The following is a 16,298-nucleotide window of genomic DNA, read 5'->3' as shown; positions in this document are numbered from 1 at the left end:
GCGCACCCCACCGCAGCACCGACGCCCGTCGGCGCGACCGTCGCCGCCGGTCCGGGGCAGGCGCCGGCGACCGGCTCCGGAGCGTCGGCGGATTCGCAGCCGGTGACCCCGCCGCTCGGGTACGCCGTACCCGCCACCGCCTCCACCCGGCAGGACCGGGCCGGCGGGGCGGGACGCCGTCGGCTGGCCCTGGTCGGGGCGGCCGGCGCGGTCGTCGTCGTCCTCGCCGGCGCCGGCACGGTGCTGGCGCTCGACACCGACCAACCGACGGCGGGAAGTCCGACGCTCACCGCAGAGTCGACGCCCGCCACGGTCACCCCGTCCGCTCCGGCCGCCGGCGCCTCCGCCACCGGGCGGCCGAAGCCCCATCCGAGCACCACCCCGTCCCGGTCGGCGTCGCCGGAGCCGGCCGCCGCCGCGACCGGTACCCGCAGCCCGGCCGGGACGCCGCCGCAGAGCCCTCCGGCCACCACTGCCTCCCCTCGACCAAGTCCGACCAGCAGCGCGCCGGCGGTGCCGAACCCGTACACCCCGGCGCAGGTCTGCGGCGCCGGCTACCAGGTCATCGACTCGGCCGCGCTGACCGCCGGTGGGGTCCGGCAGGGCCGCGTGTACCTGCTCTGGAACGGCGGCGCCAAAGCCAACTGCGTGGTCACCATGAAGGAGAACGGGGTGGGCAAGGCGACCAGGGTGTCGGCGTTCCTGGAGGTGCAGGGGAAGAAACGCAAGACCGACCGCGGCTCGTTCGAGTACTACGCCGGCCCGGTCCGAGCCGGTGCCGGCGGCACCTGCGTGAAATGGGGCGGGACGGCCGGCGGCGCGAGATACGGCAGCGGTTTCGAGCACTGCGGTTGAGCCCGGGCCGCCCGGCGCCGACGCGCCGGCCGGCCTTAAGGTACGGGCATGTCCCTTGACGGGTGGAACACGGTCCTGGTGCTCGGCGGCATCCGCTCGGGCAAGTCGGAGTTCGCCGAGTCCCTGGTGGCTGGCGCCCCCGCCGTGCGGTACGTGGCGACGTCCACCGCCGGTGGGCCGGAGGACGCGGAGTGGACCGCCCGGCTGGCCGCCCACCGGGCCCGCCGCCCAGGGAGTTGGACCACCGAGGAGACCGCCGACCAGCCGCGCCGGCTGGCCGACGTCCTCGCCTCCGCCGGGCCGGGCGAGACGCTGCTCGTGGACGACCTGGGCGGTTGGGTGACGGTGCTGCTCGACCCGGCGCACCAGCCCGCCGACGACGAGGCCACGGTCGCCGAGCTGGCCGCCGCGGTGCGGGACACGGCGGCACGGGTGGTGCTGGTCAGCCCCGAGGTGGGGCTGTCGCTGGTGCCGACCACCCCGCTGGGCCGGGCGTTCACCGACGCCCTCGGCGCGGCGAACCGGGCCGTCGCCGATGCCTGCGACGCCGTGGCGCTGGTGGTGGCCGGCCAGCCGGTCTGGCTGAAGCCGGTCGCCGTGCCACGGACGGCCGAGGTGCCCACGCGGCGGTCAGCGGCGGCCAACGGCGCGAGCGGCCCGGTGGCTGCTGCCGAGACGCCACTGCCGACCGTGCTCACCCCGGGCACGTCCGCCCCCGCGACCGCAGGCACCGGGGCCGGCGGCGACTGGGCTGCGCCGACCATGGCGCTGCCGATGGTCGCCACCGGCCTGGTCATCCAGGCCGGCATGGAGCTGCCCATGCCGGACGAGGACGCCGGAGGGCAGGCCGTCGACCGGCTCGGCACGCTGGACGTCCCGGGGGCCGGGTTCGGGACGCTGGAGCGGGTGGTGACGTTCGCCGCCGCCACCCAGGGCACCGCCAACCCCACCCCCTGGACGACGGTGCGGGCGCTGCTGCTGCACGGCGACCACACCGGTGGGGCCGCCGCCGGGTCGGTGCCGGGTGACTCGTCGCGCCGGGCGGAGCAGGCCCGGGCCGGCGCCGGGCCACTGGCCCGGCTGGCCGCCGAGGTCGGTGCGACTCTCCAGGTGGTGGACACCCCGTCGTCCGCGCCGATGGAGCAGGAGCCGGCGCTCGGCGGTGCCGCCGTCGAGTCGGCCCTGCGCTACGGCTGGCGGCTGGCCGAGGAGGCCGCCGACGCGGGCGTACAGCTGCTGGTACTCGGGGCGTGCGGGGCCGGCACCGAGACGGCGGCGGCCGCCGTGCTCGCCGCCACCGCCGGAGCCGAGGCACCGGCGGTGCTCGGCCGGGTGTACACCGCCGACGGCCAGATCGACGACGCGGCGTGGATGGTGCGCTGCGCGGCCGTCCGGGACGCGCTGCACCGCACCCGCAACTCCCCCCGGGACGCCAGGGACGTGCTCGCCGAGCTGGGTGGCGGGGACGTCGCGGTGGCCACCGGCGTGCTGCTCGGGGCGACCGCCCGCCGGGTGCCGGTGCTGCTGGACGGTCCGGTCGGCCTGGCCGCCGGCATGATCAGCCGGGATCTGGCCGGGCAGGTCCGGCACTGGTGCCTGCTGGCCGACCATGGCGGCCAACCGGCCGTCCGGCTCGCCGCGGACGTGCTCGGCCTGACGCCGCTGCTCGACCTGCGCCTGGACCTCGGCGAGGGCGCGAACGCGCTGGCCGCACTGCCGCTGCTGCGTTCGGTGCTGTCGCTGGCCGCCGCGCTGCCCGTCCGTCCCCGGCTGGGCGGCGGTCCGGACTCCGAGGACGAACCGGACTTCACCGAGCCGGAGCCGGCCGGGCCGGGTCCGACCACCACCCACCCCGAGTCCGGCGGGCGTGCCGGCTGAACCGGGCCGGGTCGACGGCCTACGGCTGGCGCTGACCACCTTCACCACGCTGCCGGTCCGCGCCGGACGCATCGACCGGACGGTCGCCGGCCGGGCGATGGCGCTCGCCCCGCTGGTCGGGGCGGGGCTGGGTGTGGTGCTGGCCGGGACGCTGCTGCTGCTGGCCGCACTCGCCCCACCGCTGGTCGCCGCCGGCGTGACCGTGGGCTGCGCGGCCCTGGCCACCCGGGGCCTGCACCTGGACGGGCTCGCCGACACCGTGGACGCGCTGGGGTCGTACCGGCGCGGGCCGGCGGCGTTGGAGATCATGAAGAAGCCGGACGTGGGGCCGTTCGGGGTGGTCGCGCTGGTGGTCGTACTCCTGCTCCAGACGGCGGCGCTCGCGGAGCTGGCCGGCCGGTCCCGGCCGGCGGCGCTCGCGGCGGTGGTGGCCGCGACGGCGGCGGGCCGGCTCGCGGTTGGCCTGGCCTGCCGGCGCGGGGTGCCGGCGGCCCGGCCGGACGGTCTGGGGGCGCTGGTCGCCGGGACGGTCGGGCCGGTCCCGCTGGCGCTCGGCACGGCCGCCGTCGCCCTCACCGCCGTGCCGGCGGTGCCGGGTCGGCCGTGGCAGGGGCCGCTGGTCGTGCTGGCCGCGCTGGCCGTCGCCGCCGGACTGCTGCGGCACGCGGTACGCCGGTTCGGCGGCGTCACCGGCGACGTGCTCGGGGCGGGCGTGGAGATTGTCACCACGCTGGTCTACCTGGGGCTCGTGCTGTCCGCCTGAACGCGGCCCTGGTTGCCGGGTAGCGTTTGCCCCGACGGCACCAGCGCGCACCTGGGGGACGCATGCTCATCACGGACGACTTCCTGCCGGTACCGGTGCCGGAGTCGCTGAGCGCGACCTATCTGGTGCCGGTGGCGGGGTTGCCCCGGGTGAGCCCGAAGACCGCGGTCCGGGCCCTGGCGGGGCGGCTGGCCGAGCCGGTGCACGGGCTCGCCCGGCAGATGCTGGACAGTCCACTGATGAGCGTCGACACCCGGCCGATCGACGAGTTTCCGCAGCTGCCGCCGGATCTGCTGACCGCGTTCGGGGCCACCGAGGCGCAGCTCGGCCGGCTCGCCGCGGCCAGCCACCTGGTGGTGGTGCAGGCCGAGTACCGGCCCGGCTGGCCGCCGGCCCACGAGTGGGCGGCCCGCGCGGTCGCCGCCGCGGTCGCCGAGTCGGTCGACGGTGACGTGGTGGACGTCTTCGGGCTGCAGTTCCTCGACCCGGCGACCGCGCTGCGCTCACTGCCCGACGCGCAGGGCCGGATACGCCTGGTCGACTGGGTGCTGGTGCCGTACTCCTCCGACGCGGAGGGGCTCTGGTTCACCACCAAGGGGCTGCGCCGGTTCGGGCTGCTGGAGTTGCAGACCCAGGGCGTGCCCGACCATCTCACCCGGGCCTGGGGTGCGGTGATGACCGGGGCGGCGCGACGGCTGCTGCGGGACTGGACCGACGGGTTGTCCGGCGAGGAGGTTCCGGCGTTCGTGCAGCTGCCGGTGCTGGCCACGGTGACCGGGCACGACATCGCGGTGGCGTACGGCAACCCGGAGCAGCACGGCGCGACCGCCCCGGTGCTGCTGCGGCTGGAACTGGACCCGGCGACCGACCCGGAGGCCGACTCGTTTCTCAGTCTGCGTCCGCCGCCGGGGCATCCGGGGCCGGACGGGAAGTACTTCGCGGCGGCCTGCGCGACGCTCTTCTCCGGCATCCAGCCGGACGTCCGCTATGCCCGCTCCGGGGACGCGATGAGCCGGGCGGTCGCCACCGCCCGCGCCGGCCTGGCCGACATCCGGGTCCGGTTCCTCGCCGGTCAGCTTCCGCCGGAGTCTCAGCTGGTGGTCAAGTACGGCCTGCCCGGCGACGACGGCCCCGAGTACGTCTGGGCGGGGGTGACCTCGTGGGATGCTCCCGAGCGGATCGTCGGCGCCAGCGCCAGCGACGCGAACACCGACCCCACGGTGCGGATCGGCTCCCCGGTGGTGGTGGAGGCGGCCGACGTCGTCGACTGGGCTCTGCTGGACGGCACCGGGGTCATCGAGGGCGGCTGGACCCAGGCCGTGCTGGACGCCGGCGAACGCCCCCACCCCACCCACTAACCCCTGACGGAGGGGGTGACGAACGGGGGGCGGGCGAGGCGCATCTGGGCGCGGCGACCGCGGATGTCGACCTCGACCAGGTCGCCGTCGGCGAGGCCCGGGGCGGTGTCGACCAGCGCCAGGGCGATGCCCTGTTTGAGCGTCGGGCTGAAGGTGCCGCTGGTGACCGTGCCGACCGGCCGGTCACCGACGTACACCGGCATGCCGGGGCGCGGGATCGCCCGGTCGACGGCCACCAGGCCGCGCAGCGTACGCCGGGGGCCGGCGGCCTTCTCCGCCAGCAGCGCGTCGTGGCCCCAGAAGGTCGGCTTGTCCCAGCCCACCGCCCACCCACAGCGGGCCTGCACCGGGGTGATCTCCGGCGACAGGTCCTGCCCGTGCAGCGGGTAGCCCATCTCGGTGCGCAGGGTGTCCCGGGCGCCGAGCCCGCACGCCCGCAGGTCGAACGACTCCCCGCCGGCGAGGAGCGCGTCCCAGACGGCGACCGCCGCCTCGGCGGGGACCACCAGCTCGTACCCCCGCTCGCCGGTGTAGCCGGTGCGGCAGACCACCAGCTCGGCGCCGGCCAGGGTGGCCGGGAAGAAGCTCATGTACTCGTGCTCCACCGGCAGGCCCCGCGCGGCGAGCAACTCCGTCGAGCGGGGTCCCTGCACGGCCAGCACCGCGTACGCCTCGTGCTCGTCGGTGACGGTGACCCCGGCCGGCGCGGCGGCGCGCAACCGGCGCACCACCTCGGCGGTGTTCGCCGCGTTCGGGACGAGGAAGACGTGGTCGTCGGCGTGCAGGTAGGCGATGATGTCGTCCACCACGCCGCCGGTCGCGTCGTCGCAGCAGAACGTGTACTGGGCCCGCCCCGGCCCGATCCGGCGCAGGTCGTTGCTGAGGCAGGAGTTGACGAAGTCGGCCGCGCCCGGACCGGTGACCCGCGCCTTGCCCAGGTGCGACACGTCGAACACCCCCACCGCGGTCCGCACCGCGGCGTGCTCCTTCAGCACGCCGCCGCCGGCGTACTCCAGGGGCATCTCCCACCCGCCGAACGGGGCGAACTTGGCACCGAGAGCGGTGTGCCGCTCGTGCAGCGGGGAACGGCGCAGCCGGGTCGCGGCGGCCTCGGGGGTCAGGTCCGTCATGGGTGGGAACTTACCGGGAACTGCCCGGATGGTTAGCATCGGCGGGACCCGTCCGGACGGCGTTCGGCGGGACAGCCATGCCTCCGGCGGGTAGGTTGCCGCCGGAGACCTTCATCGCCGGTACGCGACGACGCGACCGGCCCGGCCCGCCCGGAGTAGCCTCAGTGACAATGCCCAGCACCACCCTGAGCCTGGTCGACACCGACCCCGCCGAGCTCGCCGTCGACGCGATCGTGATCGGCCTGCACAGCCAGACCGGCGAGCAGGCCGCCAGCGGCGGCCCGGCCGGCGCACTGCTACTGGCCAGCGGGGCGGAGAGCATCGCCGCCGCCTTCGACGGCAAGCTGACCGAGACACTGGCGCTGCTCGGCGCCACCGGCGCTCCGGGCGAGGTGATCAAGCTGGCCACGCTGGGCACCGTCACCGCCCCGGTCGTCGCCGCCGTCGGGCTGGGCCCGGAGCCGACCGGCGCCGCGCCCGCCCCGGAGACGCTACGCCGGGCCGCCGGCGCGGTGGTCCGGGCGCTCGCCGGGGCGCCCCGGGTGGCACTGAGCCTGCCGCTACCCGATGACGCCGACGCCCCGTCCGCGTTGCGCGCGGTCGCCGAGGGCGCGCTGCTCGGCGGGTACCGGTTCGCCGGCTACAAGACCCGGCCGCAGCCGACCCGCCGCGACCCGGTCGCCGAGGTGCTGATCGCCGTCCCGGACGCCGCCGACGCGACGGCGCGGACCGAGATCGAGCGGGCCACGGCGGTGGCGGGCGCGGTCCGCGCCAGCCGCGACTGGGTGAACACCGCTCCGAACGAGTTGCGCCCACCGGCCTTCGCCGACGCGGTCGCCGAGGCCGCCCGCGCGGCCGGGCTCGGCGTGGAGGTGCTGGACGAGGCGGCGCTGCACGCCGGCGGGTACGGCGGCATCATCGCCGTCGGCCAGGGCTCGGAGGCGCCGCCACGGCTGGTCACCCTCACCTACACCCCGTCGGACGCCGGCAACGGCAAGCGGGTGGCGCTGGTCGGCAAGGGGATCACCTTCGACACCGGCGGCATCTCGATCAAGCCGGCGCAGGGCATGTGGGAGATGAAGTCGGACATGGCCGGTGCGGCGGCGGTGGCCGCCGCGATGCTGGCCATCGCCGCTCTGCGGCCGTCGGTGGCGGTGACCGCGTACCTGCCGATGGCGGAGAACATGCCGTCGGGCACCAGCTACCGGCCCGGCGACGTGATCACGATGTACGACGGTAAGAAGGTCGAGGTGCTCAACACCGACGCCGAGGGCCGGCTGATCCTCGCCGACGCGATGGCCCGGGCCTGCGAGGACGGTGCCGACTACCTGTTCGAGACCTCCACCCTGACCGGCGGCCAGATCATCGCGCTGGGCAAGCGGGTCTCCGGGGTGATGGGCACGCCGGAGCTGTGCGAGCGGGTCCGGGCCGTCGGGGACGCGGTCGGTGAGCCGGCCTGGCCGATGCCGCTGCCCGACGACGTCCGTAAGGGCATGGACTCTGACGTCGCCGACATCTCCCAGGTCAACGCGGGCATGGACCGGGCCGGTCACATGCTCCAGGGCGGGGTGTTCCTGCGCGAGTTCGTCGCCGGGGAGGTGGCCTGGGCGCACATCGACATCGCCGGCCCCAGCTACCACCCGGGTGAGGCGACCGGCTACTGGACCAAGGGCGGCACCGGCGTGCCGGTCCGTACCCTGGTGCAGCTCGTCGAGGACGTGGCCACCCACGGCTGAGGCCACGCGTTCATGATCCACACCGTTTGCGGCATGTCGTGGTGTCCCGCCGCCGGGACATCACGACATGCCGCGTCTGGCGGGCTGCAACGGTGTCCGGTCGGCAGGGCGGGTCAGTAGAGTTCCGGGCGACGCTTGCGGCGTTCGTTGTAGTCCCGCATTCGTTGCGGGTAGCCCATCAGGCGGACGTCGTAGATCGGGATGGCGAGCCGGTGGGCGAAGCGTCGGGCGCCCTCCGGACCCTCGATCCGGCGGCGGGTCCACTCCCCGTCGTCGGCGATCAGGATGACGGTGGTCTCGGTGACCGTGGTCCGTGGCTCGATGTACGCCTCGACCCCGCGCCGGGTCCGCACGAAGTTTTCGAGATGGTCGAGGTCGGCGCGGTCGGCGGGACGGTCGCCACGGTCACCGACCGGCTTCCTGCGTCGTCGGAACAGCCCCACGCGACTCCTTCTCCTCCCCCGAGCGTCATCGAAGACGGTGCCAAGCGTACGTGCCGGGGACGTGTCGTTGGGCACCTCACTACGCGCGCGCGGTGCGGTGGTGACAAGATGACCGAGGTGGGGTGTGCCTGTTACTCCGCCGTAACCCCCGAGCAGTGACGCGAACTGGGAGTTGGATGTGAGCGAGCCGAACGACGCAACCTTCGACATCGTCATCCTCGGAGGTGGCAGCGGCGGCTACGCCACGGCGCTGCGTGCCGCCCAGCTGAACCTCTCCGTCGCGCTGATCGAGAAGGGCAAGCTCGGCGGCACCTGCCTGCACAACGGCTGCATCCCCACCAAGGCCCTGCTGCACGCCGCGGAGATCGCCGACCAGACCCGGGAGTCGGAGCAGTTCGGCGTCAAGGCCGAACTGGTCGGCATCGACATGGCCGCGGTCAACTCGTACAAGGACGGCGTGATCTCCCGGCTGCACAAGGGCCTGCAGGGCATGCTCAAGGGCAACAAGGCGATCACCGTCGTCGAGGGGCACGGCAAGCTGGTCGCGCCGAACGCCGTCGAGGTCGACGGGAGGCGCTACACCGGCCGCAACGTCGTGCTGGCCTCCGGCTCGTACGCGAAGACCCTGCCCGGCCTGGAGGTCGACGGCGAGCGGATCATCACCAGCGACCACGCCCTGACCCTGGACCGCGTCCCGTCCTCGGTGATCGTGCTCGGCGGCGGCGTGATCGGCGTCGAGTTCGCCAGCGTGTGGAAGTCCTTCGGGGCGGAGGTCACCATCGTTGAGGCGCTGCCCCGGCTGGTCGCCGCCGAGGACGAGGAGTCGTCGAAGGCGCTGGAGCGGGCCTTCCGCAAGCGTAAGATCAACTTCAAGGTCGGCAAGCCGTTCGAGAAGGTCGAGAAGACTGGCAACGGCGTCCGGCTGACCATCGCCGGCGGCGACACCGTCGAGGCCGAGCTGCTGCTGGTCGCGGTCGGCCGTGGCCCGAACACCGCCAACCTCGGGTACGAGGAGCAGGGCGTCAAGATGGACCGCGGTTACGTGCTGACCGACGAGCGGCTGCGCACCAGCGTGCCGAACATCTACGCCGTCGGCGACATCGTGCCCGGTCTCCAGCTCGCCCACCGCGGCTTCCAGCAGGGCATCTTCGTCGCCGAGGAGATCGCCGGGCAGAATCCGGCCGTGATCGACGAGGTCGGCATCCCGCGCGTCACCTACTCCGACCCCGAGCTGGCGTCGGTCGGCCTGACCGAGGCGAAGGCCAAGGAGCAGTACGGGGCCGACAAGGTGAAGACCTACAACTACAACCTGGGTGGCAACGGCAAGAGCCAGATCCTCAAGACGGCCGGTTTCGTGAAGCTGGTCCGGGTGGAAGACGGCCCGGTCGTCGGCGTGCACATGGTGGGCGCCCGGGTCGGCGAGATGATCGGCGAGGCCCAGCTCATCTACAACTGGGAGGCCTACCCGGCCGAGGTGGCGCAGCTCGTGCACGCCCACCCGACGCAGAACGAGGCCCTGGGCGAGGCGCACCTGGCCCTGGCCGGCAAGCCGCTGCACGCGCACGCCTGATCGAGAATTGCTTCCGCGGCGTCCGGCGGCAGACGGGCGTGATCGCACCAGGGGAACGAAGGAGTCTGTGAACATGCCGGTATCGGTCACCATGCCTCGGCTCGGCGAGAGCGTCACCGAGGGCACCGTCACCCGCTGGCTCAAGCAGGAGGGCGACACCGTCGAGGTCGACGAGCCGCTGCTCGAGGTGTCGACCGACAAGGTCGACACCGAGATCCCGTCGCCCGCGGCGGGCGTGCTGAGCCGGATCGTGGTCGGCGAGGACGAGACCGCCGAGGTGGGCAGCGAGCTGGCCGTCATCGCGGGCGAGGGCGAGCAGGCCGGTGGCGGCGAGGCCGCTCCGGCGCAGGAGGCCGCCGCTCCGGCGCAGGAGGCCGCCCCGGCCGCCGAACCGACGGCCGCCGCCGGGGGCACCGCCCCGGAGCCGCAGCAGCCGGCCCAGGCCGAGCCGCAGGGTCAGGCGGCCCCGGCGGGCGAGGGCACCCCGGTGAAGATGCCGGCTCTGGGCGAGAGCGTCACCGAGGGTACGGTCACCCGCTGGCTCAAGCAGGTCGGCGACACCGTCGAGGTGGACGAGCCGCTGCTGGAGGTCTCCACCGACAAGGTCGACACGGAGATCCCGTCTCCGGTGGCCGGCACTCTGCTGGAGATCAAGGTCCCCGAGGACGAGACCGTCGAGGTCGGTGCCGACCTGGCGATCGTCGGTGCGGCCGGCGCCGCCCCGAAGCCGGAACCCGAGGCCAAGCCGGAACCCAAGCCCGAGCCGAAGCCGGAGCCCAAGGTCGAGGCGAAGCCCGAGCCGAAGGTCGAGGAGCCGACCCCGGGCCTGTCGTACAACGAGCCGGCCGCGGAGGCCGAGGTCGCGCAGCAGCCGGCCAAGGTCGAGCAGGCGGCGCAGCCGGCCGCCCCGCAGCGGCCGACCGCCCCCGCGCAGGGTGGTGGCGAGGAGGCCGCCGGCTACGTCACGCCGCTGGTGCGCAAGCTCGCCAGCGAGCACGGCGTCGACCTCGGCTCGCTGACCGGCACCGGCGTGGGTGGCCGGATCCGCAAGCAGGACGTGCTGGACGCGGCGGAGAAGGCCAAGGCCGCGAAGGCCGCCCCGGCCCCGGCGCAACAGCCGGCCCCGGCGGCCCCGGCCGCCAAGCCAGCGGAGAAGCCGCAGCCGAGCGCGAAGCGCGGCACCACCGAGAAGCTGCCACGGATCCGGGCGGCCATCGCCAAGCGGATGCAGCAGTCGCTGCACGAGATGGCGCAGCTGACCACGGTGGTCGAGGTGGACGTCACCCGGATCGCCAAGCTGCGGGCCCGGGCGAAGGACTCCTTCCAGCAGCGGCACGGGGTCAAGCTGTCGTTCCTGCCGTTCTTCGCCCTCGCCGCGATCGAGGCGTTGCAGGCGCACCCGATCGTCAACGCCAGCATGGACCTCGACGCCGGGACGATCACCTACCCGGACGCGGAGCACCTGGGCATCGCGGTGGACACCGAGCGCGGGCTGCTGGTGCCGGTCATCCACAACGCCGGTGACCTCAACCTCGGCGGGATCGCCAAGCGGGTGGCCGACCTGGCCGAGCGCACCCGGACCAACAAGATCAGCCCGGACGAGATCGCCGGGGCGACCTTCACGCTGACCAACACCGGCAGCCGGGGCGCCCTCTTCGACACCCCGATCGTGCCGTCGCCGCAGTCGGCGATGCTCGGCACGGGTGCCGTGGTCAAGCGTCCGGTCGTGGTCAACGACCCGGAGCTGGGCGAGGTGGTCGCGATCCGGTCGATGGTCTACCTGGCCATGTCCTACGACCACCGGCTGATCGACGGCGCCGACGCGGCCCGCTTCCTGGTCACGGTCAAGGAGCGGCTGGAGGCCGGTCAGTTCGAGGCCGAGCTGGGTCTGTGAGGTAACGCACCGCAAAGGGCGCGCGGCGGGTGCCGCGCGCCCTTTCGCGTCCACGTCTCATCCCACACCACTTGGCGATGGCGGGCGAGACGGCTTGACGCGACGGTGATCATCTTCTTGAATGGAGATGTCATTTCACAGCGCCGGTTGGTGGTGGAGCGCGCTGGTCAACCCCGGGCCACACGGGGCCGCCCAGCCATGCTTGTGCATCCAGTGCTCGGTTGGCTGCCCCCGTGGTCCTGACCCGAAAAGGGACCACCATGCGCGATGCCACCACGTCTGAATCTGCTGCCCCGGGGCAACCCGATCAGCCGCAGTACGACCCAACCGACTGGACCCCTGTCATCGAGCGTGCGTTCTTCGCACGCCTGGTACAGCTGGTGACATCGGGTGCCGACACCGCATGGGCTCAGCCCGTCGACGATCTGGTGCGACACCGCCTGGCAGCCGTCGAGACGCGGATCGAGGGCTTAATCGCCAACGCGATGGACGCGGCCAACGCCCGGTTCGCCGCGCTGGCCGTGGCGGCCTACGACGTCCTGCAGCCGGTGTGCGGGTCGGCCAAGGCAGCGACGATCGTGGAGGACTGCCTCAACAGCCCGCTGCGCGAGGACCTCCTCGCTGGCACCCGCGGCATGCTCGACCACGCCGAGGATCCCTTCGCCGCCCTGGTCGCCGCCAGCAAGCAACGCGAGCAGTCCTACTTCGGCCCGTCGTTCAACTTTCAGCGACCCGTCGACGATAACGACACCTATGTGCTGGACGTACGCCGCTGCTTCTTCCACGAGGTTCTGCTCGCGGCCGACCGTGGCGAGCTGCAGCCGATCCTGTGCCGATTCGATCTCAACTGGGCCGATGCCATCGAGCCCTCGCGGCACCAGCTGAGGTTCGTGCGGCCGGTGACCTTCGCCACCGGCACCACCTGCCGCATGCTGTTCACCCGTGAAGAACACCTGTCCGGGCTGGTCACCACGCCCACCGGTGCAACCGGCACGTCGTAGGCACCGCCGGCAGGGTGAACCTGCTGTTCAAGCGACCGCAGGCGACACACTGCCCGCAGCAGTGCCCCGGCGCAGGATAGACAACCTGGCAGGGGCACTGCCCCTCGATCGCCCGCACCTGAGCCGGCCGCCCCCACTCGGCAAGATCACCTCTGGTGACATGCGGTGGTCAGCAACGCGCGGATCTCGTCGGCCTCGGGGTCGCCGAGCTCGTCGAAGACCGCCAGCGCCTCCCGCCAGCAGGACCGGGCCGCGTCGGTGTCGCCCCGCTCGGCCAGGGACCGGCCCAGCGCCAGCAGGGTCCGCGCCCGGCCGTGCGCGTTGCCGGTCGACACGTGTAGTTGCACCGCCTCCCGGAAGCGCCGGATCGCCCGCTCGTGGTCCCCCAGGTCGGCGTGGGCCTCGCCCAGGTTGGCGATGCAGATGGCCTCCGCGTACCGGTCGCCGGTGTCGCGCACGGCGGTGAGTGCCTCCTCGTGGCGGGCGACGGCCCTCTCCGGCTCGCCCAGCAGCGCATGGCACTGTGCCATGTTCTGCAGCGCCACCCCCTCGCCCCACCGGTTGCCCTGGAGCCGGTGCTCGTCGCGGGCCAGGGCGAACGTGGCGAGCGCGTGATCGGGCCGGCCCGACTCGGCGTGGGCGACGGCGAGGCTGTTGAGGGTGGTCGGCCGCCAGTCGCGGTACCCGATCGCCTCCTGCACCCGCAGCGACTCCTGGTACAACTCGATCGCCTCCGGGTAGCGCCGGCTCTCACAGAGCGCGGTGGCCATGCTCATGAGCAGCGCCCCCTCGGCCCGCTGGTCGCCGAGAGACCGCGTGGCGGCCAGCCCGATCCCGCCAGCCGCCAGCCAGTCCTCGCGCCGCTTGGCGATGTACCAGTACGCCGACGCGGCGAGCGCGACCTGCCACGCGTGCCCGGGCAGCCCGTTGGCCACCGCGGCCCGCACCACCGGTACGAGACTGGACCGCTCGGCCTCGCACCAGCTCAGGGCGTCGGCGTAGCTGTCGAAGGGCAGCGGCTCGACCAGGGGCGGCGGCGCCGGGGCGAAGCGGGGCCGGTGCGGCTGGAGCATCCGCTCGGCAGCGGCGACCGTGTGCAGGTACCAGTCGAGGATCCGGCGCAGCGCGAGCCGGCGCTCCTCGGCGTGCTCCGGCGCACCGGCCAGCTCCGTGGCGTACGCGCCGACCAGGTCGTGGAACTGGTAGCGGTCCGGCCCGGTGCGGTGCAGGAGGCTGGCCCGGGTCAGCTCGCCGGCCAACTCCCGGGCGCGCGGCAGGTCGATGCCGGCGAGCGCCGCCACGGCGGGAGTCCCCACGCCCTGGCCGGGGTGCAGGGCCAGCCGCCGGAACAGCCCGGCCGCCGGCGGCGACAGGGAACGGTACGACCAGGAGAAGACGGTGCGCAGGTTGGTGTCGGGGCCGTCGGAGGCGGCGAAGGCGTCGAGGCGGCGGCCCTGGCGCAGCTCGTCCACCAGCTCGCCGAGGGGACGGTCGGGCAGTTCGAGGGCCCGGGCGGCGACGATGCGGATGGCCAGCGGCATGTGGCCGCAGTAGTCGGCGAGCGCCTCCCGCTCGGCGGGGCGGGACTCGTTCAGGCAGCCGGCGACCAGGTCCGCCGACTCGGCCGGGCGCAACGGGGCCAGGCCCAGCGGCACCGCCTGCTCGCGTACGACCAGGCCGAGGAGCCGGCGTCGGCTGGTCACCACGACCAGGCCGGCGACGTTGCCCGGCAGCAGCGGCCGGACCTGCGCGGCGTCGTAGGCGTTGTCGAGCACGATCAGCATCCGGCGGCCGTCGGTGAGGCTGCGCAGCCGGGCGGCCTGGGAGTCGGCGGACGGCGGTATGGCCGACGGCGGCACGCCGAGTGAGACCAGCAGCCGGGGCAGCGCCTCGGCCGGTGTCATCGGGGTGTCGCTGGGGCTGAACCCGCGCAGGTCGAGGTAGAGCTGACCGTCTGCGAACGCGTCGCGCCGCCGGTGGCCCCAGTGCAGGGCGAGGGCGGTCTTGCCGATCCCACCCATTCCGTCGATCACGACGATCCGGGGCCGGCCGGAGCGCTGCCCGGCGTCGAGCTGCGCGTCGAGGGCCGCCAGCTCGGCCTGGCGGCCGACGAACCCGTCGGGCGAATGGGGCAGCTCGGCGGGGCGTACGGGCGGCTGGCCGGCGGCCGGCCGGGGGACGAGCGCCGGGGCCTCGACCACGGGCGGGATCGTGCGCGCCGTGCCGGCGGGCAGGGCGTCCAGCGCGGGGTCGCCGCGCAGGATCGCGGCCTGTAGGTCCCGCAGCTCACCGGCGGGATCGAGGCCGAACTCGGCGACCAGCCGGGCGCGCAGGTCGGCGTACGCGCCCAGCGCCTCGCCCGTGCGGCCCTGGCGGTGCAGCACCAGCATGAGCTGGCCCACGAGGCGCTGTCGCAGGGGTTGCTCGGTCACCAGCTCGGTCAGCTCGTCCAGCGCCTCCCGGCAGCGGCCCAGCCGGACGAGGACATCCAGCCGGTCCTCGACGGCCGCCCACCTCGCCTCCCGCAGGCCGCCGAAGAGCCGGTCCCGCGTCTGCGGCGGGGCCACGTCGTCCAGCGGATCGCCGCGCCACAGCGCGAGGGCCCGGTCGAACAGCTCGACGGAGCGCTCGCCGTCGGCCGCGCGCGCTCGGGCCACCAGGTCGGTGAAGCGGTGCACGTCGACCGAGAGCGGGTCCACCCGCAGCAGGTAGCCCGTTCCCCGGTGCAGGATCTCGGCGAGCCCGTCGGTGCCGCGCAGGGCGGTGCGTAACCGGGAGACCAGCGCCTGGACGGTGCCCCGCGCGGAGGCCGGCGGGGTGGACCCCCAGACCAGGTCGATGAGCCGGTCCATCGGCACCGCGCGGTTGGGCTCCAGCAGCAGCACCGCCAGCACCAGGCGCTGCTGCCGGCGGGTGCCGAGGTCGAGCGGTACGCCCGCCGAGTACGCCTCGACCGAGCCGAGGATCCTGAACTCCACGGACCCACCTCCCCCGATCCTTCAGTATGGACGATCGCCGGCAAGCGGACGGCAGGGGTGTGGCAAGCGCCGACGGTGATCCTTTGGGGACGGTTCCGCCCGCTACGAAGGAATGATCATGAGCACTCGACGCATCTCCGCCCGGGCCCTCGGCGTGCTGGGCATGTCCGCGATCGGCACGGCGCTGTCGCTGGTGGTGGCGGCGACGCCGGCGCAGGCCAGCACGAACATCGGCTGGCTCTACACCCAGAACGCCGCCGGCAAAGCCTTCTTCGACGCCGACGTGTCCGGCTGGGAAGGCGCGGAGGAGATCAAGGCCTGCGACGTCAAGACCGACGGCGCTGCGGTGTACGCCTGGCTGAGCGACGAGAACGACAGGATGCTGGAGTCGATCCGGGACACCAAGAACGACGGGAGCTGCACGAGCACGGCGACCAACATGATCGCCGACGAGAAGCCGGTGAAGCTGACCGTCTGCATCGACGACGGCACTTCCGTCCTCAAGAGCTGCGCCTCCGCCTGGGGACGCTCCTGACCCGGTCGCCCGGCAGGGGGGCTGGCGGCCGGACACCGGCCAGGTCAGCCGTGCGCCGTTAGGCCGGGGCCGGTCGCGCCGGGCGCGGATTCAGCGGTCGGCGCAGTCGCCGGTCGGCAGAATCCGGCCCCGGCGCGAGCCGCCCGCCCCCCTGCGC

The 16,298-nt window shown here is 74.1% G+C and carries 11 protein-coding genes and 1 pseudogene; 9 read left to right on the top strand and 3 right to left on the bottom strand.

Going from position 1 to position 16,298, the window contains the following annotated elements; genetic code table 11:
- The 4 genes and pseudogenes from E1182_RS31230 to E1182_RS21525 form a co-directional block, all read left to right on the top strand.
- Positions 1-855, top strand: a pseudogene (locus tag E1182_RS31230) (hypothetical protein); the annotation flags it as partial.
- A gap of 48 nt (positions 856-903) precedes the next feature.
- On the top strand, positions 904-2,733 hold the full coding sequence (locus E1182_RS21535; protein ID WP_132268212.1) for a bifunctional adenosylcobinamide kinase/adenosylcobinamide-phosphate guanylyltransferase: 1,830 nt from the start codon (positions 904-906) through the stop codon (positions 2,731-2,733).
- The gene (gene cobS, locus E1182_RS21530; RefSeq protein ID WP_132268209.1) at positions 2,723-3,496 is read left to right on the top strand and encodes an adenosylcobinamide-GDP ribazoletransferase; all 774 of its coding nucleotides are present in this window, start codon (positions 2,723-2,725) and stop codon (positions 3,494-3,496) included. Before E1182_RS21535 ends, cobS begins: the two co-directional genes overlap by 11 nt.
- A gap of 62 nt (positions 3,497-3,558) precedes the next feature.
- Positions 3,559-4,854 (top strand): DUF2314 domain-containing protein, encoded by a 1,296-nt coding sequence (locus E1182_RS21525; RefSeq protein ID WP_132268207.1) that lies wholly within the window; start codon positions 3,559-3,561, stop codon positions 4,852-4,854.
- On the opposite strand, the gene gcvT is transcribed toward E1182_RS21525, so the two are convergent.
- The gene (gcvT, locus tag E1182_RS21520; RefSeq protein WP_132268204.1) at positions 4,851-5,984 is read right to left on the bottom strand and encodes a glycine cleavage system aminomethyltransferase GcvT; all 1,134 of its coding nucleotides are present in this window, start codon (positions 5,982-5,984) and stop codon (positions 4,851-4,853) included. The two genes, E1182_RS21525 and gcvT, sit on opposite strands and share 4 nt — an antisense overlap.
- 170 nt (positions 5,985-6,154) lie before the next feature.
- Here gcvT and E1182_RS21515 point away from each other — a divergent pair, with 170 nt between their 5' ends.
- Positions 6,155-7,720 (top strand): leucyl aminopeptidase, encoded by a 1,566-nt coding sequence (locus E1182_RS21515; protein ID WP_371687588.1) that lies wholly within the window; start codon positions 6,155-6,157, stop codon positions 7,718-7,720.
- A gap of 113 nt (positions 7,721-7,833) precedes the next feature.
- Here E1182_RS21515 and E1182_RS21510 read toward each other — a convergent pair whose 3' ends face one another.
- Positions 7,834-8,163, bottom strand: a complete 330-nt coding sequence (locus E1182_RS21510) for a hypothetical protein (protein ID WP_132268200.1) — start codon at positions 8,161-8,163, stop codon at positions 7,834-7,836.
- Between the two features lie 178 nt (positions 8,164-8,341).
- On the opposite strand from E1182_RS21510, the gene lpdA reads away from it, so the two are divergent.
- From lpdA to E1182_RS21495, 3 genes are all read left to right on the top strand, one after another.
- Positions 8,342-9,733, top strand: coding sequence for a dihydrolipoyl dehydrogenase (gene lpdA, locus E1182_RS21505; RefSeq protein WP_132268198.1), 1,392 nt, complete (start codon positions 8,342-8,344; stop codon positions 9,731-9,733).
- Positions 9,734-9,806: 73 nt separating this feature from the next.
- Complete coding sequence (gene sucB, locus E1182_RS21500; protein WP_132268196.1) at positions 9,807-11,627, top strand: 2-oxoglutarate dehydrogenase, E2 component, dihydrolipoamide succinyltransferase; 1,821 nt, start codon at positions 9,807-9,809, stop codon at positions 11,625-11,627.
- A 260-nt stretch (positions 11,628-11,887) separates the two neighbouring features.
- Entirely contained in the window at positions 11,888-12,628 is a 741-nt protein-coding gene (locus E1182_RS21495) for an L-2-amino-thiazoline-4-carboxylic acid hydrolase (protein WP_132268193.1), read from the top strand.
- A 146-nt stretch (positions 12,629-12,774) separates the two neighbouring features.
- On the opposite strand, the gene E1182_RS21490 is transcribed toward E1182_RS21495, so the two are convergent.
- The gene (locus E1182_RS21490) at positions 12,775-15,606 is read right to left on the bottom strand and encodes a BTAD domain-containing putative transcriptional regulator (protein ID WP_132268191.1); all 2,832 of its coding nucleotides are present in this window, start codon (positions 15,604-15,606) and stop codon (positions 12,775-12,777) included.
- A 118-nt stretch (positions 15,607-15,724) separates the two neighbouring features.
- Between E1182_RS21490 and E1182_RS21485 the strand changes: the two genes are divergently transcribed.
- A complete protein-coding gene (locus E1182_RS21485) occupies positions 15,725-16,141 on the top strand; it encodes a hypothetical protein (protein WP_132268189.1) in 417 nt (138 codons plus the stop codon).
- The last annotated feature ends 157 nt before the right edge of the window (positions 16,142-16,298 follow it).

This window comes from Micromonospora sp. KC721 (assembly GCF_004348355.1).
In the GTDB taxonomy this organism is placed as follows: domain Bacteria; phylum Actinomycetota; class Actinomycetes; order Mycobacteriales; family Micromonosporaceae; genus Micromonospora.
The sequence above is the reverse complement of the archived record's forward strand: the minus strand, read 5'-3'. Positions and strand labels throughout refer to the sequence as shown.

What these genes read in the sequence shown, in the direction of transcription:
- E1182_RS21535 (WP_132268212.1), top strand. Translation starts at nt 904, where the DNA reads ATGTCCCTTGACGGGTGGAACACGGTCCTGGTGCTCGGCGGCATCCGC.
- E1182_RS21525 (WP_132268207.1), top strand. Translation starts at nt 3,559, where the DNA reads ATGCTCATCACGGACGACTTCCTGCCGGTACCGGTGCCGGAGTCGCTG.
- gcvT (WP_132268204.1), bottom strand. Translation starts at nt 5,984, where the DNA reads ATGACGGACCTGACCCCCGAGGCCGCCGCGACCCGGCTGCGCCGTTCC.
- E1182_RS21515 (WP_371687588.1), top strand. Translation starts at nt 6,155, where the DNA reads ATGCCCAGCACCACCCTGAGCCTGGTCGACACCGACCCCGCCGAGCTC.
- sucB (WP_132268196.1), top strand. Translation starts at nt 9,807, where the DNA reads ATGCCGGTATCGGTCACCATGCCTCGGCTCGGCGAGAGCGTCACCGAG.
- E1182_RS21495 (WP_132268193.1), top strand. Translation starts at nt 11,888, where the DNA reads ATGCGCGATGCCACCACGTCTGAATCTGCTGCCCCGGGGCAACCCGAT.
- E1182_RS21485 (WP_132268189.1), top strand. Translation starts at nt 15,725, where the DNA reads ATGAGCACTCGACGCATCTCCGCCCGGGCCCTCGGCGTGCTGGGCATG.